This window comes from Pseudomonas sp. ICMP22404 (assembly GCF_006227205.1).
Taxonomy (GTDB): domain Bacteria; phylum Pseudomonadota; class Gammaproteobacteria; order Pseudomonadales; family Pseudomonadaceae; genus Aquipseudomonas.
On sequence record NZ_VCNG01000015.1, the window covers coordinates 107,871 to 133,919 of the forward strand.

General features: G+C 60.8%; 18 protein-coding genes and 2 pseudogenes. 12 read left to right on the forward strand and 8 right to left on the reverse strand.

Annotated elements, in window-relative coordinates; all coding sequences use genetic code 11:
• Positions 1 to 83 precede the first annotated feature (83 nt).
• Complete coding sequence (locus FGE05_RS23360) at positions 84 to 1,394, reverse strand: MFS transporter (protein ID WP_139648663.1); 1,311 nt, start codon at positions 1,392 to 1,394, stop codon at positions 84 to 86.
• Between the two features lie 160 nt (positions 1,395 to 1,554).
• Here FGE05_RS23360 and FGE05_RS23365 point away from each other — a divergent pair, with 160 nt between their 5' ends.
• The 8 genes and pseudogenes from FGE05_RS23365 to FGE05_RS23400 all read left to right on the forward strand — a co-directional run bounded on the left by FGE05_RS23365 (position 1,555) and on the right by FGE05_RS23400 (position 12,948).
• Entirely contained in the window at positions 1,555 to 2,679 is a 1,125-nt protein-coding gene (locus tag FGE05_RS23365; RefSeq protein ID WP_139648666.1) for a sugar diacid recognition domain-containing protein, read from the forward strand.
• Positions 2,680 to 2,901: 222 nt separating this feature from the next.
• On the forward strand, positions 2,902 to 4,038 hold the full coding sequence (locus FGE05_RS23375; protein ID WP_139648669.1) for a glycerate kinase: 1,137 nt from the start codon (positions 2,902 to 2,904) through the stop codon (positions 4,036 to 4,038).
• A 188-nt stretch (positions 4,039 to 4,226) separates the two neighbouring features.
• Positions 4,227 to 4,946: pseudogene (locus tag FGE05_RS30480) on the forward strand (MCP four helix bundle domain-containing protein); the annotation flags it as partial.
• 306 nt (positions 4,947 to 5,252) lie between these two features.
• Positions 5,253 to 5,852, forward strand: a pseudogene (locus FGE05_RS30485) (methyl-accepting chemotaxis protein); the annotation flags it as partial.
• Positions 5,853 to 5,894: 42 nt separating this feature from the next.
• Positions 5,895 to 7,076, forward strand: a complete 1,182-nt coding sequence (locus tag FGE05_RS23385; RefSeq protein WP_139648673.1) for a pyridoxal phosphate-dependent aminotransferase — start codon at positions 5,895 to 5,897, stop codon at positions 7,074 to 7,076.
• Between the two features lie 319 nt (positions 7,077 to 7,395).
• Complete coding sequence (locus FGE05_RS23390) at positions 7,396 to 8,193, forward strand: hypothetical protein (protein ID WP_041022189.1); 798 nt, start codon at positions 7,396 to 7,398, stop codon at positions 8,191 to 8,193.
• A gap of 180 nt (positions 8,194 to 8,373) precedes the next feature.
• Entirely contained in the window at positions 8,374 to 10,407 is a 2,034-nt protein-coding gene (locus FGE05_RS23395; RefSeq protein ID WP_139648675.1) for a hypothetical protein, read from the forward strand.
• A gap of 207 nt (positions 10,408 to 10,614) precedes the next feature.
• A complete protein-coding gene (locus tag FGE05_RS23400; protein ID WP_041022187.1) occupies positions 10,615 to 12,948 on the forward strand; it encodes an autotransporter outer membrane beta-barrel domain-containing protein in 2,334 nt (777 codons plus the stop codon).
• A gap of 88 nt (positions 12,949 to 13,036) precedes the next feature.
• On the opposite strand, the gene FGE05_RS23405 is transcribed toward FGE05_RS23400, so the two are convergent.
• The 3 genes from FGE05_RS23405 to FGE05_RS23415 all read right to left on the reverse strand — a co-directional run bounded on the left by FGE05_RS23405 (position 13,037) and on the right by FGE05_RS23415 (position 17,929).
• Positions 13,037 to 13,483, reverse strand: a complete 447-nt coding sequence (locus FGE05_RS23405; protein WP_041022186.1) for a hypothetical protein — start codon at positions 13,481 to 13,483, stop codon at positions 13,037 to 13,039.
• Between the two features lie 172 nt (positions 13,484 to 13,655).
• Positions 13,656 to 16,757, reverse strand: a complete 3,102-nt coding sequence (locus tag FGE05_RS23410) for an efflux RND transporter permease subunit (protein WP_139648680.1) — start codon at positions 16,755 to 16,757, stop codon at positions 13,656 to 13,658.
• 14 nt (positions 16,758 to 16,771) lie between these two features.
• Positions 16,772 to 17,929 (reverse strand): efflux RND transporter periplasmic adaptor subunit, encoded by a 1,158-nt coding sequence (locus tag FGE05_RS23415; protein WP_139648682.1) that lies wholly within the window; start codon positions 17,927 to 17,929, stop codon positions 16,772 to 16,774.
• Between the two features lie 267 nt (positions 17,930 to 18,196).
• Here FGE05_RS23415 and FGE05_RS23420 point away from each other — a divergent pair, with 267 nt between their 5' ends.
• Positions 18,197 to 18,898 (forward strand): response regulator transcription factor, encoded by a 702-nt coding sequence (locus tag FGE05_RS23420; protein ID WP_024777367.1) that lies wholly within the window; start codon positions 18,197 to 18,199, stop codon positions 18,896 to 18,898.
• Between the two features lie 4 nt (positions 18,899 to 18,902).
• Entirely contained in the window at positions 18,903 to 20,207 is a 1,305-nt protein-coding gene (locus FGE05_RS23425; protein WP_139648684.1) for an ATP-binding protein, read from the forward strand.
• 93 nt (positions 20,208 to 20,300) lie between these two features.
• Here FGE05_RS23425 and FGE05_RS23430 read toward each other — a convergent pair whose 3' ends face one another.
• Entirely contained in the window at positions 20,301 to 20,942 is a 642-nt protein-coding gene (locus tag FGE05_RS23430) for a DUF1345 domain-containing protein (protein ID WP_139648687.1), read from the reverse strand.
• A 3-nt stretch (positions 20,943 to 20,945) separates the two neighbouring features.
• Positions 20,946 to 21,575 carry a bifunctional nicotinamidase/pyrazinamidase gene (pncA, locus tag FGE05_RS23435; RefSeq protein WP_139648688.1) on the reverse strand — a complete coding sequence of 210 codons (630 nt, stop codon included), beginning with the start codon at positions 21,573 to 21,575 and terminating at the stop codon, positions 20,946 to 20,948.
• A gap of 263 nt (positions 21,576 to 21,838) precedes the next feature.
• Between pncA and FGE05_RS23440 the strand changes: the two genes are divergently transcribed.
• Both FGE05_RS23440 and FGE05_RS23445 read left to right on the forward strand, forming a co-directional pair.
• Entirely contained in the window at positions 21,839 to 23,917 is a 2,079-nt protein-coding gene (locus FGE05_RS23440) for a bifunctional diguanylate cyclase/phosphodiesterase (protein WP_139648690.1), read from the forward strand.
• Positions 23,918 to 24,299: 382 nt separating this feature from the next.
• Positions 24,300 to 24,608 carry an RcnB family protein gene (locus tag FGE05_RS23445; protein WP_041022179.1) on the forward strand — a complete coding sequence of 103 codons (309 nt, stop codon included), beginning with the start codon at positions 24,300 to 24,302 and terminating at the stop codon, positions 24,606 to 24,608.
• A gap of 26 nt (positions 24,609 to 24,634) precedes the next feature.
• Here FGE05_RS23445 and FGE05_RS23450 read toward each other — a convergent pair whose 3' ends face one another.
• Together FGE05_RS23450 and FGE05_RS23455 are read right to left on the reverse strand one after the other, a co-directional pair.
• On the reverse strand, positions 24,635 to 24,958 hold the full coding sequence (locus FGE05_RS23450; RefSeq protein WP_139648692.1) for a protealysin inhibitor emfourin: 324 nt from the start codon (positions 24,956 to 24,958) through the stop codon (positions 24,635 to 24,637).
• On the reverse strand, positions 24,958 to 26,016 hold the full coding sequence (locus FGE05_RS23455; RefSeq protein WP_139648694.1) for a M4 family metallopeptidase: 1,059 nt from the start codon (positions 26,014 to 26,016) through the stop codon (positions 24,958 to 24,960). Before FGE05_RS23455 ends, FGE05_RS23450 begins: the two co-directional genes overlap by 1 nt.
• Positions 26,017 to 26,049: the final 33 nt, after the last annotated feature.

The window sequence follows — 26,049 nt, forward strand, 5'->3', positions numbered from 1 at the left end:
GGGCCTCTGTGGGAGCATGGCTTGCTCCCACAGTCTTGCTCCCACAGTCTTGCTGTCACAGCCTTGCTGTCGCAGATCTGGTGTCAGGCTTTCAAAGTACGGGTCATGCGCAATGCCAGCCCGCTCCCGCAGACAATCACCCCCGCCAGCAGGTACAGCGCCGCATCGGTCGACCCGCTGGCGTCTTTAACCCAGCCCACCAGGTATGGGCTGAGAAAGCCCGCCATCTGTCCCATGGAATTGATCAGCGCCAGGCCGCCGGCCGCCGCGCCCGCGCTGAGCAGGGCGGTGGGCACCGGCCAGAACATTGGCAAGCCGGTGAGGGCGCCCATGGTGGCGATGGACAGGCCCAGTATGGCGATGACCGGGGTGCCGGCGAAGTTGACCGCGATCAGCAACCCCAGCGCGCCCATCAGCATCGGCACCACCAGGTGCCAGCGACGTTCCTTGTGCAGGTCCGCCGAGCGCCCCACCAACAGCATGAACAGCGCAGCCAGCAGGTAGGGAATCGCGCTCAGCCAACCGATTGTCAGGTTATCGCTGAAGCCCAGGTTCTTGATGATCGACGGGAGCCAGAAGTTGATCGCGTACACGCCACTCTGGATGCAGAAGTACACCAGGCCGAACGCCCAGATCGCCGGGTTCCTGAACACGGCGAGCAGGGAGTCGCTGCTGGTCATCGGTTTGTTCGCCAGGTCTTGCGCGTGGTCGGCGGTGAGCACGGCGCGTTCTTCCGCGGTCAGCCACTTGGCGTTGGCGAAGGTGTCGCTGAGCAGGAAAAACGCCAGGGCGCCGAGAATGACGGTGGGGATCCCCTGCAGCAGGAACATCCACTGCCAGCCCGCCAGGCCGCCCTGGCCCGCCGCGAAGTGGTTGAGGATCCAACCGGAGAACGGGCTGCCCAGCAGGCCGGACACCGGGATGGCCGACATGAACAACGCCATGATCCGGCCGCGGCGGAACGTCGGGAACCATTGCGAGAGGTACAGCACCACGCCGGGAAAGAACCCGGCTTCGGCGGCGCCGGTGAGCAGCCGCAAGGTGTAGAACTCGGTAGGAGTGGTGACGAACAGCAGGCAGGTCGACAAGGTGCCCCAGGTGATCATCATCAGCGCGATCCAGCGCCGTGGGCCGAATCGGGTCAGGGCCAGGTTGCTCGGCACACCGCACAGCACGTAGCCGATGAAGAAGATCCCGGCGCCGAGGCCGTACACGGTTTCGCTGAACTTCAGCGCGTCGAGCATCTGCAGCTTGGCGAAGCCGACGTTGACCCGGTCAAGGTAGTTGAACAGGTAGCAGATGAAGATAAAGGGGATCAATCGCAGGGTGATGCGTTTGTAGACGCTGTTTTTTTCGTCTGGAGTAGCCAGGACGGCTGTGGCGCTCTGGGACATGGCGAGTCTCTCTTTATTATGATTTTTGCGGGCCAAGGGGTAACGTTGACCGCCCCTTGAGTCTCGGCCAGCCCAAGGCCCCGTGTCTTTGTGCCTGGGCACAGGGTTTGCGCCCGGACCCTGTGCGCCTGACCAATCCCCCTTGCAAGGAACTCCGCCCATGTTCGAACTCGATCACGACCTGGCGCAGGACATCGTCGACCGGGCGATGGCGATCCTGCCGTACAACGTCAATGTCATGGACAACCAGGGCCTGATCCTGGGCAGTGGCGAGCGCGAGCGGATCAACACCCGTCATGAGGGCGCGCAACTGGTCCTGGCCAATGGTCGGGTGGTGGAGATCGATGCGCACACGGCGCTGCGGCTCAAGGGCGTGCAACCGGGCATCAACCTGCCGCTGATGCTCGATCAACGGCTGATCGGTGTGCTGGGCATCACCGGCGAGCCGGAGCCGTTGCGCACCTATGCCGAGCTGGTGCGCATGACCGCCGAAATGCTCCTGGGCCAGCGCAACCAACAGGCCGAACAGCAGTGGCGCCGCCAGCGTTGCGATGACTTGCTGGCGTTGTTGCTGGGGGACGCGGGGGATTCGCCGAGGTTGCTGGATGAGGCGCGGCAGATGGGCCTCAAGCCGCAATTGTCACGGGTGCCGTATCTGTTCGAGTTGGGGCTGGAACATGGGCCGGGGCAGACCGTCGAGGCGCTGAGCGCCTGGCTGATGTCCCGCTACCCCGACAGTTGGTGCCTGACCTCGTCCAAGTCCTCCTTGCTCTGGTGCCGACCGGTCACCGCCTCGGTGGAGAACGAGCGCTTGCTGGGCAAGCTCGACGGGTTGGGCTGGAATATCCTGCGGGTCGCGGTGGGCGGCCAGGCCGAGGGACTGGCGGGTCTGCGGCGTTGCTACCGACGGGTGGGGGACTTGCTGGCCTATGGGCGTGATGTGCTGCCGCAATCGAGGTTGCTGACGCTCAATCGCTATCGGTTGCCGGTGATGCTCTGGCGCCATCGCAACGATGACGCCCTGGACGAGTTGCTCACGCCGTTGCGCAAAGTCATCGCCAAGGACAGCAACGGCCAACTGCTTGCGACCTTGCGCAGTTGGTGTGAACACGACGGCCAGAGCCAGGCCTGCGCCGAAGCCCTCGGCATCCATCGCAACAGCCTGCGTTACCGCATGGAGCGCATCGCCGAGCTCAGTGGTGTGGACCCGCTGCGGTTGGATGGGATGCTGGCGTTGTACCTTGGCATCCAACTGCTGCCACAGACCGAAAGTCCCGCCACATAACCCTGTGGGAGCGAGCCTGCTCGCGATAGCGCTGTGTCAGTCCACATCAAGGTTGATTGAACTGACGCTATCGCGAGCAGGCTCGCTCCCACAGTGGATCTTCGGTGTACGCACCTGCTTTTGTGAATCTGAACAATAATCCCACGTGTCTTTTGTGCGGCAGACCGGCGCGACGTCGGCGGTCTGCTGGCAGCATGTCGAGCATCGGAACCGGAGACCAGAATGAAAATAATCATTGCCCCCGACTCGTTCAAGGACAGCCTCAGCGCCCAGGGCGTAGCCGATGCCATCGCCGTCGGGCTGGGTGAGGTCTGGCCGGATGCGCAGTTGATCAAATGCCCGATGGCCGATGGTGGCGAGGGGACGGTGGAGTCGGTGCTGGCCGCGTGCAACGGCGAATGGCGTCATACCCGCGTCCGTGGCCCCCTGGGCGCTGCGGTCGAGGCGCGTTGGGGCTGGTTGGCCGACAGTCGCACGGCGATCATCGAAATGGCCGAGGCCAGTGGCTTGCAGTTGGTGCCGCCGGGGCAGCGCGATGCCTGTACCAGCAGCACCTATGGCACCGGCGAGTTGATTCGTGCGGCCCTGGATGAAGGGGCAGGGCGGGTGATCCTGGCGATTGGCGGCAGCGCCACCAACGATGCCGGTGCGGGTGCCATGCAAGCACTGGGCGTGGCGCTGCTGGATGAGCACGGGCAACCCCTGCCGCCCGGCGGCCTGGCCCTGGCAAAGCTGTCGCGCATCGACCTGAGTGGCCTGGACCCGCGCCTGGCCGGGGTGAGTGTCGAGATTGCCGCCGATGTCGACAATCCCCTCTGCGGGCCTCACGGTGCTTCAGCGATTTTCGGTCCCCAGAAAGGCGCCTCCGCGCAGCAGGTGCAGCAACTGGACCGGGCCCTGGCGCACTTCGCCGGACACTGCGCCCAGGTGTTGAACCGCGACGTCAGGGACGAACCGGGCAGCGGCGCCGCCGGTGGGCTGGGATTCGCGGCCAAGGCATTTCTGGATGCGCAGTTTCGGGCCGGCGTGGACGTCGTCGCCCAACTGACTGGCCTGGCCGATGCCATCGAGGACGCCGACCTGGTGATTACCGGAGAAGGCCGCTTCGACGCCCAGACCTTGCGGGGCAAGACACCCTTTGGCGTGGCTCGCGTTGCACGCCGTCATGGCGTGCCGGTGCTGGTCATTGCCGGCACGCTGGGGGAGGGTTACCAGGCGCTGTACGAGCATGGCATCGATGCCGCCTTCGCATTGGTCAGCGGGCCGATGACGCTGCAAGAGGCTTGCGTCGACGCACCACGTTTGCTGCGCGAACGAGCCCGGGACATCGCCCGGCTCTGGCGGGTCGCCGCCCGGTGACCGGCTAACCGTGGCGCAGGGAGCACGCGCCCTTGCCACGATTTTTTGACACATTATGAAATATATTTCATGGGTGCCCTAAATGAAGGCTCACGTCCAGCCGATAACGGGGCAAGCGTTCTCATAGCTCCTGCAATCGATACGCTGACCGGCATGGACGCTCGACCCCATCACACCGAGGTCCACCCATGTCGTTACGCAGCCTGAATATCGCCCCCCGAGCCTTTCTCGGCTTTGCCTTCATTGCCTTGCTGGTCATTATCCTCGGTGTTTTCGCCGCCGATCGTATGTCCGACGTTCGCCAGGCCTCGCTGGACATGGAGCAGAATGAGGTACCCAGTCTCGGCCACCTGTCCAATGTGATGGAGAGCGTGCTGCGCATGCGCATTCTCTCGTTTCGCATATTGGTCAACCGGGACCCGGCCAGCTTGAAGGAAGCCGAGACCCGTATCGGTGTTCTGGTGGAAAAGCTGAACAAGGCTAACGCCGCTTACGCGGCGCTCCCGGCCGGCGCCGAAGAGGCCGGGCTGTACAAGACCTTTTCCGTGACCCTTGAGAAATACCTGAAGGATCAGGAGCAAATGCTCGAGCTGTCGCGACAGGACAAGCTTGATGAGCTACGTGCGCACATCAATACTCGGATCAAGGAAGGCACTGACCTCATGGGCGAGCAGCTCAACGGGCTGATCACGCTGAATGTGGCCAATGCCAGCAAGGCCTCGGCCAGCGCGGGTGAACACTACAGCGGCGCCATCACCGGAATCATCGCCGTCTCGGTCATTGCCGCATTAGCCACCGTATTGCTCGCTGTGCTCCTGACTCGCAGCATCGTCACGCCGCTCAACCGCGCGTTGGAGGCGGCACGGGTCATCGCCGGCGGTAACCTGGTCCAGGCCATTGAAGTCGACGGCAAGGATGAACCTGCTCGTTTGCTCCAGGCCCTGGCCGACATGCAAAGCAGCCTGCGCAAGACCATCGAGCAGATTGCCGGTTCCGCCACCCAATTGGGCGCGGCGGCCGAGGAATTGAGTGCGGTGACCCAGGAATCCTCCCGTGGCCTGCAACGCCAGCACAATGAAATCGAACAGGCGGCGACCGCCGTCAATGAGATGACCGCCGCCGTGGAAGAGGTTGCCCGCAACGCCGTGTCGACCTCCGAAGCGTCAAACCAGTCGACCCAGGCCGCACAGGAGGGGCGCAGCCGGGTGGTGGAAACCGTCGAGGCGATCCAGACCATGACCCATGACGTGCAAGCCACCGCCACCATGGTCGAGGGCCTGGCCGTCCAGGGGCGCGACATTGGCAAGGTGTTGGACGTGATCCGTGCCATCGCCGAACAGACCAACCTGCTGGCACTCAACGCCGCCATCGAAGCGGCCCGTGCGGGCGAGGCCGGACGCGGTTTCGCCGTGGTGGCCGATGAAGTCCGGGCCCTGGCCCATCGCACCGCACAGTCGACCCAGGAAATCGAAAGGATGGTCGCCGGCATCCAGAACGGCACCGGCGAGGCGGTGCAATCGATGCAGCAGAGCAACCAGCGCACCCAGAGCACCCTGGAGCTGGCCCGCGCCGCCGGCGTCGCCCTGGAACAGATCACCCAGTCGATCCACCAGATCAACGAACGTAACCTGGTCATTGCCAGCGCTTCGGAAGAACAGGCCCAGGTGTCCCGTGAAGTGGACCGCAACCTGGTGAACATCCGCGACCTGGCGACGCAATCGGCTTCGGGCGCGCAGCAGACGAGCGACGCGACCCACGAACTGTCGCGCCTGGCAGTGGGCTTGAATGCGATGGTGGCGCGGTTTGTGATTTGATATAGGGTTGAGGCTGGACACCGCATAAACCAGGAGCCGTACATGCGCTATTCAGCCTTGACCCAACGCATCACCGGCGAGGGTGCCGCCGCGTGGCAGATCCACGACCGGGCACTGGCCATGCGTGAGCAGGGCAGGGACGTGTTGTTGCTGTCGGTGGGCGATCCGGATTTTGACACGCCGCGGGCCATCGTCGACGCCGCCGTGGACAGCCTGCGGGCCGGGGACACTCACTATTGCGACGTCCGTGGCCTCCACGGTCTGCGCGCCAGCATCGCGGACCGTCATCGTCGGCGTAGCGGCCAGTCGGTCGGGGCTGAGCACATCACGGTGCTGCCGGGCGCGCAGTGTGCGGTGTATGCGGTCGCGCAATGTCTGCTCGACCCCGGCGACGAAGTCATCGTGGCCGAGCCTATGTACGTCACCTACGAAGCGGTGTTCGGCGCCTGCGGGGCGAAAGTGATACCGGTGGCGGTACGCCCGGAGAATGCGTTCCGGGTCGAACCGGCCGATGTGGCCCGCCTGATCACCCCGCAGACCCGGGCCCTGCTGCTCAACAGCCCCAACAACCCCTCCGGGGCCAGCCTGCGACTGCCCACCTGGCAGGCGCTGGCGCAACTGTGCATCGAGCATGACCTGTGGCTGATCAGTGACGAGGTCTACAGCGACCTGTTGTACGAGGGCGAGCACATCAGCCCGGCCAGCCTGCCGGGCATGGCCGAACGCACCGCGACCATCAACAGCCTGTCCAAATCCCACGCCATGACCGGTTGGCGCATCGGCTGGGTCATTGGCCCCGAACCCCTGGCCGAGCACCTGGAGAACCTGTCGTTGTGCATGCTGTTCGGTTTGCCGGAGTTCGTGCAGCGGGCGGCCCAGGTGGCGCTGGAGCAGGATCTGCCTGAGGTGGCGCAGATGCGTGAGGAGTATCGCCAGCGTCGCGACCTGGTGTGCGCCATGCTGGATGACTGCCCGTGGCTCACGCCCATTCGGCCCGACGGTGGCATGTTCGTGATGGTGGATGTGCGCCGGACGGGGCTCGTTGCCCAGGCATTTGCCGAGCGGCTGTTGGATGGGTATGGCGTGTCGGTGCTGGCGGGGGAGGCGTTTGGGCCGAGTGCGGCGGGGCATATTCGCATTGGGTTGGTGGTCGACCGGGTGAAGCTGACGGAGGCGTGCCGGCGGATTGCGTTGTGTGCGGCAGAACTGATTCGATGTGCTTGAGGGGCGGTTGAAACGCTTTCACCTCTTGGCTCTCAACCATGGCGGACAACTCCAAGTTGTAAAAAAGCGTCCGCTATGACTAATCAACATTCAAGTGCCTATCCTTATTGTTTACAGCCGCTCCAATGCCTTTTTCGTTTCAAAACATCCGGTGATCGCGGGCTGTCTGCGCACGTATCGCTCCGTCAAATCCGATAAACGGTATTCAGACCTGTCAGATATGACAGTAGGCAGTCGGATAAGTCCAGTGCCTAATTGAATCGAGGGTTTCTCTAGAAAAACATGTGCACAAAAGCACTTTCTCCGGAGTGAATATGTGATGTCATCTCCTAACGAGCAAATCACCGCTCAGCCATTGCGTATAGACGGAGTGAGTGATCAGGATCCGGAGGGCAAGATACCGCTGGAACAACTGATTAATGGCACAACCGGAAGAATACCGCGTTGGGCGGATTTTCCTGATCAACCTGGGGAATATACCGATCTTGTCGTATTTTGGGTTCAGCCTAATGACAGAGAAATTTATCGGAATAGATATACGCCCGCTGATGACAGGCCGGAGTTTACGTTTCCGATAACGCCTCAAGACATGAGTGTGGACGGTATCGCTTATATTCATTATCTGTTGACTAAGCACGACGGTAATACGGATCCTTCACCCGTACGCCGGCTGACCATCGATCATACACCTGTGCTTGTGCCGACGTTGGCGGAACCGACCTTTCCGGACAGCAACCTATGGGGCTACCTCAACTGCACTTCACCCGTGCCGATCTGGGAAAAGGTCCGAGTGGCAATAGCGCCGGAATCCATTTTCAGCGGGCAGGATGAATGTGTTCTTGAATGGCAGGGTTTTGACACTTTGAATGGTAGTCCACCGGCATTGACGCCTGTTTATGAGTTTCGCAAAACGCTAACTAGTAGCGAGGCGGTCAATGGCTTTGTCATGGAGATCCCTTTCGTACCTTACGTAAAGCCCATGGTGAATAACGATTCCGGTATTGCTCAATATACGATTTATCGAAATCGTATTCCCATAGCCAAGTCGTATAAAGGCTTGGTCAAAATTGACCGCGTCATTCCTGGGGAGGAAATGCCGTGCGGGGGATTTGCTTGAGGGAAATGGAGTTTGGGTAAGGATGAGTGTGTAAGTCGGGTCGAAGCAAGATAAGTGCTTGAGGCGTTCGTCGGTGTGGTTGGATAGATCCGCCAATTCAAATCAGGTGGTCGAGTCGATGCGTGTGGTCAATCTGGGTTCGCATGACTTGATCGATTTAATGTCATGGAGAAACGAGAGATGACTAGTAGAAGCGTAAATGTAAATGGTGAGATCTTGACGCTGCGGCAGATTGCCGACCGTTCTCGATTGGCGTTGCGCACCTCGACGACACGTTCCGGTGTCTTGGTGGAGACGCCAATCATTGTCGGTAAGATTGTAGACGACTTGATACCTAAATCGATACTGGATTCGGGTACCATGATTCTGCAGTTTAAAACCGCTGAAATTCAACCTCCTGATGAATTTGATGCATGGAGTTTGTACCAGCTTGCACCGGATGGGTCAGAAACATTAGTGGATCAACGAGCCTTCGGTCCGATAGGTAATCGCCCAGTATTACTTGATGTTCCAATACCAACTGTTCCGCTGCTGGATACTGACACGACTAAGGGTTCAAGTACTTACCAATACCAATTTAATATTATCTGGGGAGGCAATACTAACCCAGATCCATTGCCTTGGGTCCCCGTTGAAATTGACCGGTATGCACCTGAACATGACAAATCATCAGGCGTGAGGCTAAAGCCAGAGGCGGCTGAATTCGTAAACTTGAGCACCGGCGAAGTCATTGATGACGAGTGGCTCGATAACAATACGGCACTTGAACTCACCGTCAATACGACCTATGCCTTCTATCGTGAGGACGACCGTATTGACGTCTATGCAGGGTCCAATTATGGCATCGGGACGCCGATCCACACGCAAACGTTGGCGCCGTCAGGCGAGGTGTCCGTGCCAAAGGCTGATATCCCAGAACCGGATGGGCTCTACTATATTTGGTATGTGTTGCATGACGTGGTGGGCAATGAAAGTGAACCCGCATTCGCGAGTCCTTTCAATGTCCAGAAGCGTCCTCGACCTCTACTTCGAGATCCCGTTATTCCAAAAGGGATATTGCCGGATGTCATAGACCTAGCCGACTTGGAAAGCCCGGTTTATGTAGAGGTGCCCTACACCATCAACGGCCAGGAGAACGATCAGATTCTTCCGCTGATTCGCAATGCCAATGGCAATACCTCATTTAATTTGCCGCCGCAGCCGTTAGGTACGGAGGTGCCTAACAAAAGGCTCCAGTTTCTCCTTCAGAAAAATGTGTTGGTTGCACTTTGGGGGAACTCTACTGCGGACTTGCCTGTCTTTGCGGAATATAACTTTTCACGAGGTGTCGAGGGCCTGATTCCCTCCAATCCGACGGAGTCCGCCCTGGATTTTACCTACCGCGGCCCTATAAATCCGATTTTTCCAGGGTTGGAAAACCCGAACATGGTGAAAGTTACGGTTGTAGCAGTCAATGGTTCCGGCACACTCAACCATATTACTGCGGACGACCGGGGAAAACCGGCGACAATCAGCACACCAATGGTTGACGGGACCAGTACCTGGGTGCCAGTTGGCGATGAACTTGCCAAGTTGTGGTTCGATGGACAGGAAGTTCACAGTGAAGCGCTCGTGGCCGGGACGGTGTCGACATTAACGTATGAGATGGATGCTGCATTCATTGACAGCGTCGGGGTGGGTAGAAAAGTTGCCCATTGGACCATTGAGGAAAATGGTGGCCGTAACCGAATGAGGTCACTGCCTACCGAGGTCCAGATCGATGCCGTTAAGGTTGATTTACCCCCTCCTAGAATCAGCGTATTTGGATCGGGAAGTTATGTTTCGTGTGCTTCCTTGATAAGGAATACTTGGGCATTGCCGGTGAAGATTGATATCGATCCGGTTCATATGCCTGCCGGCACTGTCGTTACCTTGAAGTCAGTTGGTACAAGGGATTCGCTAGGGCTTGATCCTATTATTGGCACAGAGTACAGCGATACTTACACTATCTTGGGTACGGAGCCGGGAGGGGAGTTCCAAAAAAATATCGAGCCTTATCTGACAAAAATTAAACCCATCCAGCCTCCTTATAGTTCCGGTCTGCCGAATGGCTTTATAAAGGTATGGTATGAGGTGACTATTGGAGGCGTGCTCACGCCTTCGCAAGAGTTTTTTAATGAGGTTTCTCTACTTAACACCAGTCATAACTATTGCGAAGGAACTCCAACTCTGTAGTCGGCATTGCGCCAATGTCGGGAACGATTCGATTTCTCGACATTGGCGCTTGGTAAGACGAGGAAAAACCCCGCAGCACGATCGGACTTTTCCTACATCAGTCTGTGACAGATATCTGTAGTTTACCCGCCGTCTGGGTGAAGGGTTCGTCGCTCGTTAATCAACTTCGTCATTCTTTGTGGAGTGGCAACTGTGGGTAGTTCTGTTATGCGATCAATAAAGTACGTTGGAATGAGACCGGGGACAGCAAGATGGCTAAGCAGTTCGTCGCTGTCTTTGTCATTATTACTGGTTGAACCAACACTAGCCGGGACATTGGTCGGCCAAAGCGAGACCATTACCAACGGTCACGCCGTGGAAAGCTGGGCGCTTTCGCAGAACGCCACATTGAATGTCGATGGTGCGCAAACGCTCGATATCGTTGCTACACAATCGACGGTAAATGCCAGTGGCGCCACTACCGAACGCATTATTGGCAGGCAGGATTCAACCGTAAACCTGTCAAACACCACGGTCGTCGGTGGCAACTCGTTTGCCGGGCTGGAGCTCCAGAACAGCAGTGCTACCGTCAACGGCAGCACCATCACTGGAAATAGCCTGGGTTTATCGGCCCTGCATGTTGTCGGTACGACGACCGGCTCGACGGTAACGGCTACGGACAGCAGCTTTACAGGCGTCACGGGCGGTGCTCTCGCGACAGCCTTCAGTTCCCTGGGGTTCTCGAACTCGACAGTCGAGGGGACGGGAGCCACCAGCTTCGGGCTTTCGCTGCGCAGTGCTTCAGCGTCCGCCAGCAACGGCACACGCATTATCGGTGGTCAAAATGGCGTCGTCATGGGGCTTGAGACTGGCATATCCACTGCCAGCCAGCTAACGCTGGATCGGTCGAGTGTCGAGGGCAGAAACGGTTCTGCCATCGTTGTGGATTACGCCGGCGGATCTGCTCCAGTTGCGCAGATCGACGTGCTCAATGGTTCGACGCTCACCGGCAGCAACGGGACGATTCTGGAGGTGCGTGGGGCGGGTGACGCCGCCATGAATGTCGGACTCAGCGACCTGACGGGTAATGTCCTGGTTTCCGACAACAGCACCGCCGCATTGACGTTTACCCAAGGTTCTTTGACCGGTGACATAACGGCCGAGGCGGGCAGCACCGCGACGGTGGCGCTGCAACAAGGCTCGCACTTGACCGGTGTCATGACCAATGTCGCGACGGCCGGTATCGACGCTCAATCGAGTTGGACCATGACGGGCGACAGTCAGGTCGGTGACCTCACGCTCAATGGCGGTACGGTGAGAATGGGCGCCGATAATGCGTTCTATCAATTGAACGTGGGAACCTTGTCCGGCAATGGCCTGTTCCTCATCGGCACCGATTTTACGACCAACCAGACCGATTTTCTCAATGTCACGGGAACAGCGACTGGCAATCATCAACTCATGGTTGCCAGTAGCGGCGTCGACCCGGCCAGTGGTCAGCCTATCCAGGTGGTCCATACCGGAGGCGGGGACGCGTCGTTCTCCCTTGCCAATGCCGGTGGCGAGGTCGACCTGGGGGCATACTCCTATGGCTTGAAGCAGAGCGACACCGGCAACGATTGGTTCCTGGATCCGACGGCCCGCACAGTCAGCCCTTCCACCCGCGCAGTCATGGCGTTGTTCAATACCGCGCCGACGGTGTGGTATGGCGAACTCACGTCGTTGCGCAGCCGAATGGGGGAGTTGCGCTTCAATCCGCAGAAATCCGGTGCCTGGCTCAGGGCTTACGGTAACAAATACAACGTATCCGACAGCTACGGCGCGGGCTACCGCCAGGCCCAGCAGGGCTTCACGCTGGGTGCAGACGCGCCTTTGCCGGTAGGCGATGGACAGTGGTTGCTGGGGGTCATGGCCGGTCATAGCACTTCGGACCTGGATCTGCATTACGGTACTTCGGGCACGATTAAAAGCTACTACATCGGTACCTACCTGACATGGATGGACGATGTCAGCGGCTACTACGTCGATAGCGTGCTCAAGCTGAACCGGTTTCGGAATGAAGCCAAGGTCGGTATGAGCGATGGGCGTCGATCCAAGGGCGACTATGACAACAATGGCCTCGGCGGTTCGGTGGAGGTCGGTCGCCATATCAAGCTTGACGATGGTTACTTCATCGAGCCGTTTACCCAATGGTCTGCCATGGCGATACAGGGGAAGGATTATCACCTGGACAACGGCTTGCAGGCAGAGGGTGACCGCACTTATTCATTCTTGGGTAAAGCCGGTGTGACGCTGGGGCGCGACATGCAACTGGACAACGGCGCGACGGTACAGCCTTATGTTCGTGCGGCATTCGCCCATGAGTTTTCCAAGAACAATGAAGTCAAAGTCAACAACAACGTGTTCAACAACGATCTTTCCGGATCACGCGCTGAATTGGGAGCAGGTATTGCCGTCAACCTGTCGCAGCGCTGGCAAGCTCACGCCGAAGTTGAATACATGAATGGTAAGGGTATTGAAATGCCAATAGGGGGCACCGTCGGCGTGCAATTCAAATGGTAGGGTGCCAACAGCAGACCATCTGATGAGTGGTTAATCAGAAAACAAAAGCCCTGATTCAGAGTCAGGGCTTTTTTTATGGCCATTTAATTTACGAGCTGAGTACAGTATCAAAGCGACCTCTGCACAAATAGCTGCCGTTCCCATCGGCCTTGTCAATGTTCGCTTCGAATGATCCAGTGAAGCGTTGTGATGATCCCATTGTGTAGGTGATGCTTCCGGATCTCGCTTTCTGCAGGGTTGGATTGTCCGGATCTTCGTAGTTGTTGTAGATCAGATTGACGTGTCGATCGATATCGGTAATTTCCGCACCGATAGCGTCCTTGATATCTCTCGAATAGGTGATCGTGAATGTCCTGGGTTTGCCGTTGCTCCATTCAGTGGCGATCACGACCCACACATCACCCCGCACAGGGGTGGTAGAAGCCCTCAATGTGGTGAGGGCGGCGCTGAAATTCGAATTGTCTTCAAGGTTGGCAGTGAAGTCCACCTCGGTCTCAAGGGGGGCATTATCTAAGTTTGTGGCTGCGCTGCTCATGAGTAAAAATCTCCATACTGTTCGACGGAAGATCCAGCGGCATCCTACGATGTCGCATGCGTGGACAGTTCATATAAGACTCATATTCTTCCGCTGTATACTGTCAGACATTACAACTATACAAAGCGCAGCTTCTGTGCTTGATGCCGTGTGACGTCCTTGTCAAACCCATTCAGTTAAGATCCTTCCGGCGACCACGCACCAACCTCATCACCCCCACAAAAAACACCGGCACAAACACCACCGCCAACGTCGCGCTGATCATCCCGCCAATCACCCCGGTCCCGATGGCCTGCTGGCTCGCCGAACTGGCCCCGGTGGCGATTGCCAGGGGCACCACACCAAGGATGAACGCCAGGGAGGTCATGATGATCGGCCGCAGGCGCAGGCGTGCGGCCTGGAGGGTGGCGTCGACCAGGTCGTGGCCTTCGTCGTACAGGCTCTTGGCGAACTCGATGATCAGGATTGCGTTCTTCGCCGACAGGCCGATGATGGTCACCAGGCCGACTTTGAAGAACACGTCGTTGGGCATACCGCGCAACGACACCGCCAGCACCGCGCCGAGTACCCCCAGCGGTACTACCAGCAGCACCGAGGCGGGAATCGACCAGCTCTCGTACAGCGCCGCCAGGCACAGGAACACCACCAGCAATGAAAGGCCCAGCAGGATTGGCGCCTGGGTGCCGGACAGGCGTTCCTGCAACGACAGACCGGTCCATTCCTGGCCCAGGCCTGCCGGCCCCTGGGCCACCAGCCGTTCGATCTCCGCCATGGCCTGGCCGGTGCTGTAGCCCGGTGCCGGTTCGCCGGAAATGCTGATGGCCGGGTAGCCGTTGTAGCGGGTCAGTTGCGTCGGGCCCTGAGTCCACTTGGCCTGGACGAAGGCCGACAACGGCACCATTTTCCCGGCATCGTTGCGCACATGGATCTTCAGCAGATCGGCCACCTGGCTGCGCTGGTCGCCTTCGGCCTGGACCACCACCCGCTGCATGCGCCCCTGGTTGGGGAAGTCATTGATGTAGCTCGAACCCACAGCGGTCGCCAGCACATTGCCAACATCGGCGAAAGATACTCCCAGGGCATTGGCCTGCTTGCGGTCGACTTCCAGCTGTACTTGCGGCGCTTCGGCCAGGGCGCTTTCGCGCACGTTGATCAGCACCGGGCTTTTTTCGGCGGCGGCGAGCAATGCGTCGCGGGCCTGCATCAGCGTCGCGTGGCCGAGACCGCCGCGATCCTGCAGGCGGAACTCGAAGCCGCTGGACGTTCCCAGGCCATCTACCGGGGGTGGCAGCACGGCGAAGGCCATGGCGTCCTTGATCCCGCCGAAGGCCTGGTTGGCACGCTCGGCAATGGCACTGGCCGAGTCGTCGCTGCCACGGTCCGACCAGTCCTTGAGGGTGGTGAATGCCAACGCCGCGTTCTGCCCGCTACCGGAGAAACTGAAGCCCAGGATCACCGTGCTGTCACCCACACCCGGCTCGCCGGCGTTATGTGCCTCGATCTGCTCAACCACTTGCACCGTGCGGTTCTTGCTCGCGCCGGGCGGCAGTTGGATGTCGGTGATGGTGTAGCCCTGGTCTTCCACCGGCAGGAACGAGGAGGGCAGGCGACTGAACAGCAGACCCATGCCCACCAGCAGCAAACCGTAGATCACCAGGTAGCGTCCGGTACGTTTGAGGGCATAGGCGACCCAGCCTTGATAGCGCTCGCCCAGTTGATCGAAGCGGCGATTGAACCAGCCAAAGAAGCCGCCCTTGGCGTGATGCTCCCCCTGGCCGATAGGCTTGAGCAAGGTGGTGCACAGTGCGGGCGTCAGGCTCAGGGCCAGGAACGCCGAGAACAGGATCGACGTGGCCATGGACAGCGAGAACTGTCGATAGATCACACCCACCGAGCCCGGCATGAACGCCATAGGAATGAACACCGCCACCAGCACCAGGGTGATGCCGATGATGGCCCCGGTGATCTGGCGCATCGCCTTGCGCGTCGCGTCCTTGGGCGACAGCCCTTCGCTGGCCATGATCCGTTCGACGTTCTCCACCACGACGATGGCGTCGTCCACCAGGATGCCGATGGCCAGCACCATGCCGAACATGGTCAGCACGTTGATGGATAAGCCCAGGGCCAGCATGGTGGCGAACGTGCCCATCAGCGCCACCGGCACCACCAGGGTCGGGATCAGGGTGTAGCGGATGTTCTGCAGGAACAGGAACATCACGGCGAACACCAGCAGCATGGCTTCACCGAGGGTGTAGATCACCTTGGTGATGGAGACCTTGACGAACGGCGAGGTGTCGTAGGGAATCTTGTACTCCACGCCGGCCGGGAAGTAGCGCGCCAGTTCGTCCATTTTCGCCCGCACCAGGGTCGCCGTGCTCAAGGCATTGGCCCCCGGCGACAGCTGCACGCCGACGGCCGTGGAGGGCTTGCCGTTGAGGCGGGTGGAAAACTGATACTCCTGGCTGCCGACCTCCACCCGCGCCACATCGCCGATGCGCACGGTGGAACCGTCGGGGTTGGCCTTGAGCACGATGTCGGCGAACTCTTCCGGCGTCGACAACTGGCCCTTGACCAGGATGGTCGCGGTGATTTCCTGGGTGCCGCGGCTCGGCAAGTCGCCAATGCTGCCCGCTGAAACCTGGGCATTCTGCGCCAGGACGGCGGCGTTGACGTCGGCCGGAGTCAGGTTGAAGCCGAGCAGTTTCTGTGGGTCGATCCAGATCCGCATCGCCCGTTCGGCGCCGTACAACTGCGCCTTGCCGACGCCGTCCAGGCGCTTGATCTCGTTCATCACGTTGCGCGCCAGGTAGTCGCTGAGGGCGACGTCGTCGAGCTTGCCGTCGTTGGACGTGAGGGTGATCAGCAGCAGGAAACCGGCCGAGACTTTGTCCACCTGCAAGCCTTGCTGGGTGACCGCCTGGGGCAGGCGCGACTCCACCGCCTTGAGGCGGTTCTGCACGTCGACCTGGGCCAGTTCCGGGTTGGTGCCGGGCTTGAACGTCGCGGTGATAGTGGCGCTGCCCAGGCTGCTCTGGGAACCGAAGTACAGCAGGTTGTCGGCGCCATTGAGCTCTTCCTCGATCAGGCTGACGACACTCTGGTCCACGGTTTGCGCCGAGGCACCGGGGTACACCGCGTAGATCTCGATTTGTGGTGGCGCGACGTCCGGGTACTGGGCCACCGGCAATTGCGGGATCGCCAGCACACCGGCCAGCAGGATGAACAACGCGACCACCCAGGCAAACACCGGACGGTCGATAAAGAACTGCGGCATGGGAAACGTCCTGCTTACTGACCAAGTGCCTGGGCGAGTGGGAGAGGGGAGTTGTCGATCTGGACTTTTTCACCGGGGCGGGCATGTTGCAGGCCTTCGACGACGATGCGGTCGCCCGGCTTCAGGCCGTGGGTGACGATCCAGCGGTTGTCCTGTACGCCGCCCAGTTCCACCGGTTGCAGGCTGACTTGCTGCTCGGCGTCGACCAGCAACACCTGGGCGACGCCGGCACTGTCACGCTGGATGGCCCGTTGTGGCACGCTGATGCCTTGACGGTCGAAGGCCTGCTCCAGGCGCACGCGCACGAAGCTGCCGGGCAGCAGGTCGAGATCGGGGTTGGGGAACTCGCTGCGCAGGGTGATCTGGCCGGTGCCCGGGTCGACGCTGATGTCGGTGAACAACAGCTTGCCCGGTAGCGGGTAGAGGCTGCCGTCGTCCTGGATCAGCGTGGCCTTGGCCTGGTCCTGGCCGACCTGCTGCAACTGGCCGGCACGCAAGGCCCGGCGCAGCTCGTTGAGTTCGCGGGTCGATTGGGTGAGGTCGGCGTGGATCGGGTTCAATTGCTGGATGAGGGCCAGCGGCGTGGTTTCGTTCTGCCCCACCAGCGCGCCCTCGGTCACCAGTGCCCGGCCGATGCGTCCGGTAATCGGCGCGGTGACCGTGGCATAACCCAGGTTCAACCGGGCCCGCTCGACGGCGGCCTTGTTGGCGGCGACATCGGCGGCGGTCTGGCGTGCGGCGGCGCGGGCGTTGTCGTAGTCCTGGGCGCTGATGGCGTTGTCCTCGATCAACCGGGCGTAGCGCTGCTCCTGCAAGCGCGCCTGGAACGCGTTGGCCTCGGCCTTGCGCAACGCCGCCTCGGCGCTGTCCAGGTCGGCCTTGAACGGCGCTGGGTCGATGCGGAACAGCACGTCGCCCTTTTTCACATCGCTGCCTTCGCGGTAGACCCGTTGCAACACCACACCGGGCACCCGTGCGCGGACTTCGGCGATGCGCGGCGCGGCGATACGCCCGCTCAATTCGCTGCTGATGGACAGCGGCCGGGCTTCGACGGTTTCGATGGCAACGGTGGGGCGCGGTGCCTCGTCCGTGGGTGGCGAGGCCTTGTCGCAGGCGCTCAACGACAGTACCCCGAGCAACAGGCCCAGGGTGGCGAAAGAGTTCTTTGGCATGGTGCTTCCCCAATGATGAACATCGCCATGCTACGGAGAGCGGTGGGGGACAGCGGTAAAGGTTTGTAGGGGGTGTGTGAAATTGTGTAAGGGGTTTGCTCGCGAGCGGGTGAGGACGTATATCCTTGGCAGCTTGAGATTTTCTGCGCCTGGCAGGGCCTCATCGCGAGCAGGCTCGCTCCCACAAGGTTCACGCAAAACCCTGTGGGAGCGAGCCTGCTCGCGATGGTGCCCTGCCAGGCGCCACAGCACTTTCTGGAACTCCCCATGCCCAACATCCTCCTGGTGGAAGACGACACCGCCCTCAGCGAACTGATCGCCAGTTACCTGGAACGCAACGGCTATCAGGTCAGCGTGCTCAGCCGGGGCGATCATGTGCGCGAACGGGCGCGGGTCGATCCGCCGGACCTGGTGATCCTCGACCTGATGCTGCCGGGGCTGGACGGCTTGCAGGTGTGCCGTTTGCTGCGGGCCGATTCGGCGACCCTGCCGATCCTGATGCTGACCGCCCGGGACGACAGTCACGACCAGGTGCTGGGCCTGGAGATGGGCGCCGACGACTACGTCACCAAGCCGTGCGAGCCGCGGGTGTTGCTGGCGCGGGTGCGCACCTTGCTGCGGCGCAGCAGCCTCAGCGAGCCGCAGACGGCCAACGACCGCATCCTCATGGGCAACCTCTGCATCGATTTATCCGAACGTACCGTGACCTGGCGCGGGCAAGCGGTGGAGTTGTCTAGTGGCGAGTACAACCTGCTGGTGGTGCTGGCCCGTCATTCCGGCGAAGTGTTGAGCCGCGACCAGATCCTGCAACGCTTGCGCGGCATCGAGTTCAACGGCACCGACCGCTCGGTGGACGTGGCGATTTCCAAGCTGCGGCGCAAGTTCGACGACAACGCCGGCGAAGCGCGCAAGATCAAGACGGTGTGGGGCAAGGGGTATCTGTTCAGCCGCTCCGAGTGGGAGTGCTGAGTCGATGTGGAAGCTGTTGATCCGCCTTTACCTGGTCACCATCGTGTCCTACAGCGCGGCGATCTACCTGATGCCGGAACTGGTGATCCGCCTGTTCCATGAGCGGTTCATGAGCTACAACCTCGACTACTCCCGTGGCCTGCAAACCCTGATGAGCAAGCAGTTCCATGCCGTGCCGAGTGAGCAATGGCCGGCGCTGGCGGCGCAGATGGACAAGGAATTCGAACCGCTGCGCATCGAGTTGGCTGCCATTGATGACGCGGATTTCAGCGCGGATGAGCAGGCGCGTCTCAAGCGTGGCGAGAACGTGGTGCGCCTGGGTGACTGGGCCTGGCGCACCCTGGCGGTGGCGCCTCTGGACGAGCGCACGGTGGTCAAGATGATCGTTCCTCCTGACCCGACCGACGTCAATTGGTTGTACTGGAGCATCAACGTGTTGATCGGCGCGACGATGCTGGCGTGCCTGTTGCTGTGGCTGCGGCCGCACTGGCGCGACCTGGAGCGCCTCAGGAGCACCGCCGAACGCTTCGGCAAGGGCCATTTGAGCGAGCGCACGCACATCGCCTCCAGCTCGAACATCGGTAGCCTGGCCCATGTGTTCGACACCATGGCCAGTGACATCGAGAACCTGCTCAACCAGCAGCGGGACTTGCTCAATGCGGTCTCCCATGAATTGCGTACCCCCTTGACCCGGCTCGACTTCGGTCTGGCCCTGGCGCTGTCCGATGACTTGCCACCGGCCAGCCGCGAGCGCCTGCAAGGGTTGGTGGCGCACATTCGTGAACTGGACGAGCTGGTACTGGAATTGCTCTCCTACAGTCGGTTGCAGAATCCCGAGCGCCTGCCGGAGCAGGTCGAAGTGCCGCTGGACGAGTTCATCGACAGCATCCTGGGCAGCGTCGACGAGGACCTGGCTGCGCCGGACGTGGTGATCGACGTGCTCTTGCATGGGACGTTGGAGCGTTTTGTGCTGGACCCGCGGCTGACGGCCCGGGCACTGCAGAACCTGTTGCGCAATGCCATGCGTTATTGCGAGAAGCGGATCCAGGTCGGTGTGCGAGTGGGCGACGAGGGCTGCGAGATCTGGGTCGACGACGACGGCATCGGCATTCCCGACGGCGAGCGCGAGCGGGTGTTCGAGCCGTTCTACCGCCTGGACCGCAGCCGCGACCGCGCCACGGGCGGTTTCGGCCTGGGCCTGGCCATCAGTCGCCGCGCCCTGGAAGCCCAGGGGGGCACCTTGACGGCTGACGTCTCACCGCTGGGCGGCGCACGCTTCAGGTTGTGGCTGCCAACGCCCCAGCCATAACCTGCAGTTTCCTGTGGCGAGGATTTACTGTGGCGAGGGGATTTAGCGAAACGTCGCACCGCCCCGCTGGGCCGCAAAGCGGCCCCCCCTTCATCACCCAAACAACCCCGCCGCAATATTGATCGAGAACCCGAGAATCGCCGTGTTGAACACAAACCCGATCAACGACTGCGCCAGCACGATCTTGCGTAACTGCCGGGTGGCAACGCCCACGTCCGAGGTCTGGACGGCCACGCCGATGGTGAACGAGAAATACAGGAAGTCCCAGTAATTGGGCGTGGTCAGCCCTTCGGCAAACCGCAGGGCCGGCTCCTTACCGTCCCAGGTGTAATACAAACGCGCGTAATGAACGCTGAAGATCACCCCGATCAGCAGCCATGAACCGATCACCGTGAGCGCGGTGAAACCGTAATGCAGCAGCTTGCCTGCGGTTTGCAGGTCGCGGCTGCCGGCCAGCTCGAAGGTGATGGTCGCCAGGCTGGCCAGCGCCGCGATGCAGACCACCAGCAGGACCAGCCCGGCATTTTCGTCTTCGATCTCGGCGATGCGCCTGACGTCGGGCGCCTTGGCGCGCACGGTCAGCCAGACCATCAGTGCCAGGTACGTCCAGACTCCGACATTCCAGCCGATGAGGATTTTGCCGATGACTGAATCCGCGGGAACCAGGAGTCCCGCGATCAGGCCAAGGGCCGTTGCGCCGGAAAGGCGTGGGTGGGTGCGAGCGAGGAGGGGCACAGGTTAGTTCGTCATGTCGGTGGACTGAATCAATTGCACACCCGCTTGTTGCATCCGTCGGAGCGCCGCGTCTATCGAACCCTCGATATCGATGCCCCGGCAAGCGTCGAGTACCACGACGGCATTGAACCCCGCGATCCGCGCATCCAGGGCGGTGAACATCACGCAGAAATCCAGGGCCAGCCCCACCACATAGACGGTGTCGACGCCGCGCTCCTTGAGGTAACCCGCCAACCCGGTGGGTGTCTGGCGGTCGGCCTCCATGAACGCCGAATAACTGTCGATGTCCGGGTTGCAGCCCTTGCGGATGATCAGTTGGGCATGGGGCAGGTCCAGTGCCGGGTGCAACGCCGCGCCTTGGCTGCCTTGTATGCAGTGGTCGGGCCACAGGGTTTGTTCGCCGTAGGGCAACGGGATGGTGTCGAACGGTTGCTTGCCAGGGTGGCTGGACGCAAACGAAGCGTGTCCGGCCGGGTGCCAGTCCTGTGCTAGGATGACCCGCGTGAATGACCGGCCCAGACGGTTGATCAGTGGCACGATCTCATCGCCCCCTGGCACGGCCAACTGGCCACCCGGGATGAAATCGTTCTGTACGTCTATCACCAGCAATGCAGTAGTTGTGGCGCGAGTCATGGCTACGTTCTCCTTGAAGTCGTCTGCAAGCTTAGCGGAACCGGATCGGATCCAGTATCGTCGCGGGCTACTACGTCATCGCGAACAGCCGCGCGAAGCGGCGGCACACCCAACAGTAATCTCCATGCACGGCGAAGTGTCTTTCGTCGTAAACATTCCCAGATTGATGGCTTTTTGATACTTCCTGCGAAGGGATTGAGTACAATCGCAGCCTCAACCGGGCATGGAGGCAGTTCGGCGTTTCAGCTACGAGAAAACCCCCCATGCTCATCGGCAGTTATTCCCCCGCCCTTGTTTTGATTTCCCTATTGGTTGCAGTACTGGCGTCCTACACCGCGCTGGATCTGGCCGGACGTATCGCCACCACCCGTGGCCACGCTGCTCACCTCTGGATGGCCGGTGGCGCATTCGCGATGGGGGTGGGTATCTGGTCAATGCATTTCATCGGCATGCTGGCATTCACCTTGCCGGTGGAACTTGGTTACGACCTGTCCATCACTGCGCTGTCGTTGCTGATTGCCATTCTTTCCAGTGGTTTTGCCCTGTGGCTGGTCAGCCAGCCACGTTTACCGGCCTGGCAGTTGGCTTTTGGCGCGCTGATCATGGGCGCCGGCATCAGCGCCATGCATTACACCGGCATGGCGGCCTTGCGGATGCAGCCGGGCATCGACTACGACCCGACGCTGTTCGGCGCTTCGCTGGTGATCGCGGTAGGGGCCTCCGCCGCGGCGTTGTGGATTGCCTTTCGCCTGCGCCACAACAGTCCCCGTGTTCGACTGGCCCGTGCCGGCGCCGCCGTGATCATGGGCGTGGCCATTGTCGGCATGCATTACACCGGCATGGCGGGGGCGCAGTTCAGGGAGGGCAGCTTCTGTGGTTCCCTCGACGGCTTGAGCGGCAAAGGCCTGGACAATGTGGTGCTGATCACGACGTTGGCGGTGCTGGCCATTGCCTTGCTGACGTCGATTCTCGACGCACGCCTGGAAGCCCGTACCGCGGAACTGGCCCAATCGTTGACCCAGGCGAACCGGGAACTGACTCAACTGGCCCTGCACGACCCCCTCACCGGATTGCCCAACCGGGTGCTGCTGGCGGATCGCATCGACCAGGCCATGCACCGGGTGCAGGAGCAGGGTGGCTGCTTCGCCTTGATGTTCATCGACCTGGACGGCTTCAAGCCGGTCAACGACGCCTTTGGCCATCACATGGGTGATTTGCTGCTGCGCGACGTGGCCCTGCGCCTGCGCGAAGACTTGCGAAGCCAGGACACCCTGGCGCGGATCGGCGGTGATGAATTCGTGCTGCTGGTGCAACTGGCCGAGCCCGACGATGCCCTGCGGCTGGCGGCGCGCCAGGTCGGCTTGATCGGCCGCACGTTCCGGGTCACTGAGCATGATCTGCAGATTTCCGCCAGCGTCGGTATCGCGCTGTTCCCCGGTAACGGTCTGAGCGCCGAAGAGCTGCTGATGAACGCCGACGCGGCGATGTACCACGCCAAAGGCGCCGGCAAGAACGGCTACAGCTTTTTCGATGCTTCGATGAACAGCAATGCCCGCAAGCAATTGCAGTTGCTGCAAGACCTGCGCATCGCCGTCGAACAGCGGCAGTTCAGCCTGCATTATCAACCCAAGTTCGACGCGGCCAACGGTCGTCCGGTCGGCGCCGAGGCGTTGCTGCGCTGGCACCATCCGACCCAGGGCCTGTTGATGCCCGACACCTTCATCGACCTGGCGGAAAAGACCGGGCTGATCATTCCCATTGGCGAATGGGTACTGAACGAGGCCTGTCGGCAGATGCGTGAATGGTACGTGCTCGGTTATACCGATTGGCGTATCGCCGTGAACCTCTCGGCCTTGCAGTTCTGCCATGCCGGACTGGTGCAAAGTGTCGCCAAGGCCCTGGAGGTGCACCATTTGCTGCCCAACAGCCTGACCCTGGAAATCACTGAAACCACCGCCATGAGCGACGCGGATGCCAGCATGACGGTATTGCAGCAGCTTTCGGACATGGGTGTGGACCTGTCCATCGACGACTTTGGCACCGGCTATTCGAGCCTGATGTACCTCAAGCGGCTGCCGGCCAACGAGCTGAAGATCGATCGCGGCTTCGTGCGCGACCTGGAGCACGACAGCGACGACGCCGCCATCGTCTCGGCCATCGTCGCCCTCGGCCAGGCCCTTGGCCTGCGGATCGTCGCCGAAGGGGTGGAGACCGATGTGCAACAGGACTTCCTGACCCAACTGGGCTGCGACTCACTGCAAGGCTACCTGCTGGGCCATCCAATGCCGGCCGATCGCTTCCTGCAGAATATCCGCCAGGTGCCACGCTTGGCGGTGGTCTGAAACAGCATCGCCTGTGGGAGCGAACCTGGTTCCGGGATGACCGGAGAGCTCATGTCTACCGCCATTCCCTGTGGGAGCGAGCCTGCTCGCGATAGCGATGGCTCAGTTGCAGGTGAGTCGACTGCGCAGCCGTCATCGCGAGCAGGCTCGCTCCCACAGGGGGAGTCATGGTGCAGGAGATATCGAGTACGCCGCTGGACCTGTGGGAGCCGGGCTTGCCCGCGAAGGCGGCGGTCCATTCAACATTTTTGTGGCCGATATACCGCTATCGCGAGCAAGCCGCTCCCAGGCTTTATGTATCTTGGTTGGTCGCTACAGTAAAAGGAATGATTCGCCACCGTTGAAGTCGGAGATTCAGTACCTTGATAACTGGAGTCTTTCTATGCGTAAACCAACCTTGATCGCCAGCCTGGCGCTGATCGTCGGCCTTGGAGCCCTTGGGCCTGTTGCACAAGCGGTCGAGAAAACCGGGGATGCCTTGGAGCATTCGCCGAGCAATGGCCGCAGGCTGGTGGAGAACGACCGGGTACCCGCGGATTACCAGCGCGCGGACAGGGCCATGAAAGACTGGAAACAGAAGAAGCTCGAACAGCCGACAAACGACCAGCAATGGGTGCATATCGACGACAAGTACTTGCTGATCGAAACCGTGTCCGGCGCGATCGTCAAGATCGTTCCGGCCACGCGTTAGGCTCTGTGTGAAAAGTCTTTAGGACTTCAGAGCACTTCCCCCTTGTCCCACAGATGAACCAGCTCGCCGGGTGCCCGGTCCTCGGGCACCTGTAACACCATTTCATTGTCCTGATCGTCAGTGCGATAGCGTACTTCGATCTGGAAGAAGCGTTGATCCCCCTGACCCGAGGTGGAGGAGGTCAGCGGCAGGCAACCCTCCAGAACCGAATGGATGCGCGTGCGCTGGTCGAGGTCGCATTGGGCGAACTCGATTTCCCGCGGGCGGGTCAGGGCATGGATCGCTGCCACGCCGCCCTGGCGCGACAGGCGCACCACGGCGTTGTCGTCAAGGTCTGGAAGGGTTTTCATCAGCTCTCCTCGGTCAGGTTGACGCCGACCTGGGCCCAGCCGTCCTGTACCGCTCGTACCTCCCGCTCGCCGAACCGCTGGCGTGCATGCTCGACGGTCAGGTGGGCGAAGGCACTGAAAGTCGCGTCGTTGGCCAGGTTCCTGTCGCACAAGGTTTCATACCAGATCCGCCCGGCCTTTTCCCAGGCAAATCCGCCCAGTGCGGTGGCTATCAGATAAAAGGCGTGGTTGGGGATACCGGAGTTGATGTGCACACCGCCGTTGTCCTCACGGGTAATGACGAACTGGCGCATGTGAGCGGGCTGCGGGTCCTTGCCCAGCAGCGGGTCATCGTAGGCGGTGCCGGGATTGGCCATGCTGCGCAGGCCATCGCCGTTGATCTTATCGGTGAGCAGGTCGGCACCGATCAGCCAATCGGCCTGGTCGGCCGTCTGTTCGAGGACGAACTGCTTGACCAGCACACCGAACACGTCGGAGATAGACTCGTTCAGGGCACCGGATTGATTGGCATAGATCAACCCGGCTTCGCTTTCGGTGACGCCGTGGGCCAGCTCATGAGCCACGACGTCCAGGGAGCGGGTAAAACGCTGGAAAATTTCCCCATCGCCGTCGCCAAAGACCATCTGCGCGCCGTTCCAGAAGGCATTCTCATAGCCCTTGCCATAATGCACGCTGCCTACCAGGGCAAAGCCTTTGTTGTCGATGGAGTCGCGGCCCAGGACCTTCCAGAAGAAATCATAGGTAGCGCCCAGGGCGTCGTAAGCCTCGTCCACGGCCGCATCGCCACTGGCCGCTTGACCCTCGAGGCGCACCGGCTGGCCGGGCAGCTCCATGCTGTTCTGGGCATCGTGAACGCTGCGCTGTGGGTGTCCGGCCTTGCCCTTGGGCAGCACAGCGGCGGCGGGAGAGTTGCCAGGCGGACCCGGGTTGTGCCGCAGGCTACGCACATGGGTCAGGGTGCCGAGGGCACTGGAGCGTTGCTGTTCTGAGCCGTGGGCGATGATGCGATTGAGGATATAGGGAGGAATAAAGCCGTTGAGAGGGCGAGAGTCGATCATCAGAACATCCTTATCTGAATAGCAGGGTCGATA

Bases quoted from the DNA above. Each gene is read 5' to 3' on its own strand.
- FGE05_RS23375 (WP_139648669.1), top strand. From the start codon at position 2,902: ATGAAAATAATCATTGCCCCCGACTCGTTCAAGGACAGCCTCAGCGCC.
- FGE05_RS23365 (WP_139648666.1), top strand. From the start codon at position 1,555: ATGTTCGAACTCGATCACGACCTGGCGCAGGACATCGTCGACCGGGCG.
- pncA (WP_139648688.1), bottom strand. From the start codon at position 21,575: ATGACTCGCGCCACAACTACTGCATTGCTGGTGATAGACGTACAGAAC.
- FGE05_RS23410 (WP_139648680.1), bottom strand. From the start codon at position 16,757: ATGCCGCAGTTCTTTATCGACCGTCCGGTGTTTGCCTGGGTGGTCGCG.
- FGE05_RS23415 (WP_139648682.1), bottom strand. From the start codon at position 17,929: ATGCCAAAGAACTCTTTCGCCACCCTGGGCCTGTTGCTCGGGGTACTG.
- FGE05_RS23425 (WP_139648684.1), top strand. From the start codon at position 18,903: ATGTGGAAGCTGTTGATCCGCCTTTACCTGGTCACCATCGTGTCCTAC.
- FGE05_RS23450 (WP_139648692.1), bottom strand. From the start codon at position 24,958: ATGAAAACCCTTCCAGACCTTGACGACAACGCCGTGGTGCGCCTGTCG.
- FGE05_RS23455 (WP_139648694.1), bottom strand. From the start codon at position 26,016: ATGATCGACTCTCGCCCTCTCAACGGCTTTATTCCTCCCTATATCCTC.
- FGE05_RS23400 (WP_041022187.1), top strand. From the start codon at position 10,615: ATGCGATCAATAAAGTACGTTGGAATGAGACCGGGGACAGCAAGATGG.
- FGE05_RS23395 (WP_139648675.1), top strand. From the start codon at position 8,374: ATGACTAGTAGAAGCGTAAATGTAAATGGTGAGATCTTGACGCTGCGG.
- FGE05_RS23405 (WP_041022186.1), bottom strand. From the start codon at position 13,483: ATGAGCAGCGCAGCCACAAACTTAGATAATGCCCCCCTTGAGACCGAG.
- FGE05_RS23385 (WP_139648673.1), top strand. From the start codon at position 5,895: ATGCGCTATTCAGCCTTGACCCAACGCATCACCGGCGAGGGTGCCGCC.
- FGE05_RS23360 (WP_139648663.1), bottom strand. From the start codon at position 1,394: ATGTCCCAGAGCGCCACAGCCGTCCTGGCTACTCCAGACGAAAAAAAC.
- FGE05_RS23440 (WP_139648690.1), top strand. From the start codon at position 21,839: ATGCTCATCGGCAGTTATTCCCCCGCCCTTGTTTTGATTTCCCTATTG.
- FGE05_RS23445 (WP_041022179.1), top strand. From the start codon at position 24,300: ATGCGTAAACCAACCTTGATCGCCAGCCTGGCGCTGATCGTCGGCCTT.
- FGE05_RS23390 (WP_041022189.1), top strand. From the start codon at position 7,396: ATGTCATCTCCTAACGAGCAAATCACCGCTCAGCCATTGCGTATAGAC.
- FGE05_RS23420 (WP_024777367.1), top strand. From the start codon at position 18,197: ATGCCCAACATCCTCCTGGTGGAAGACGACACCGCCCTCAGCGAACTG.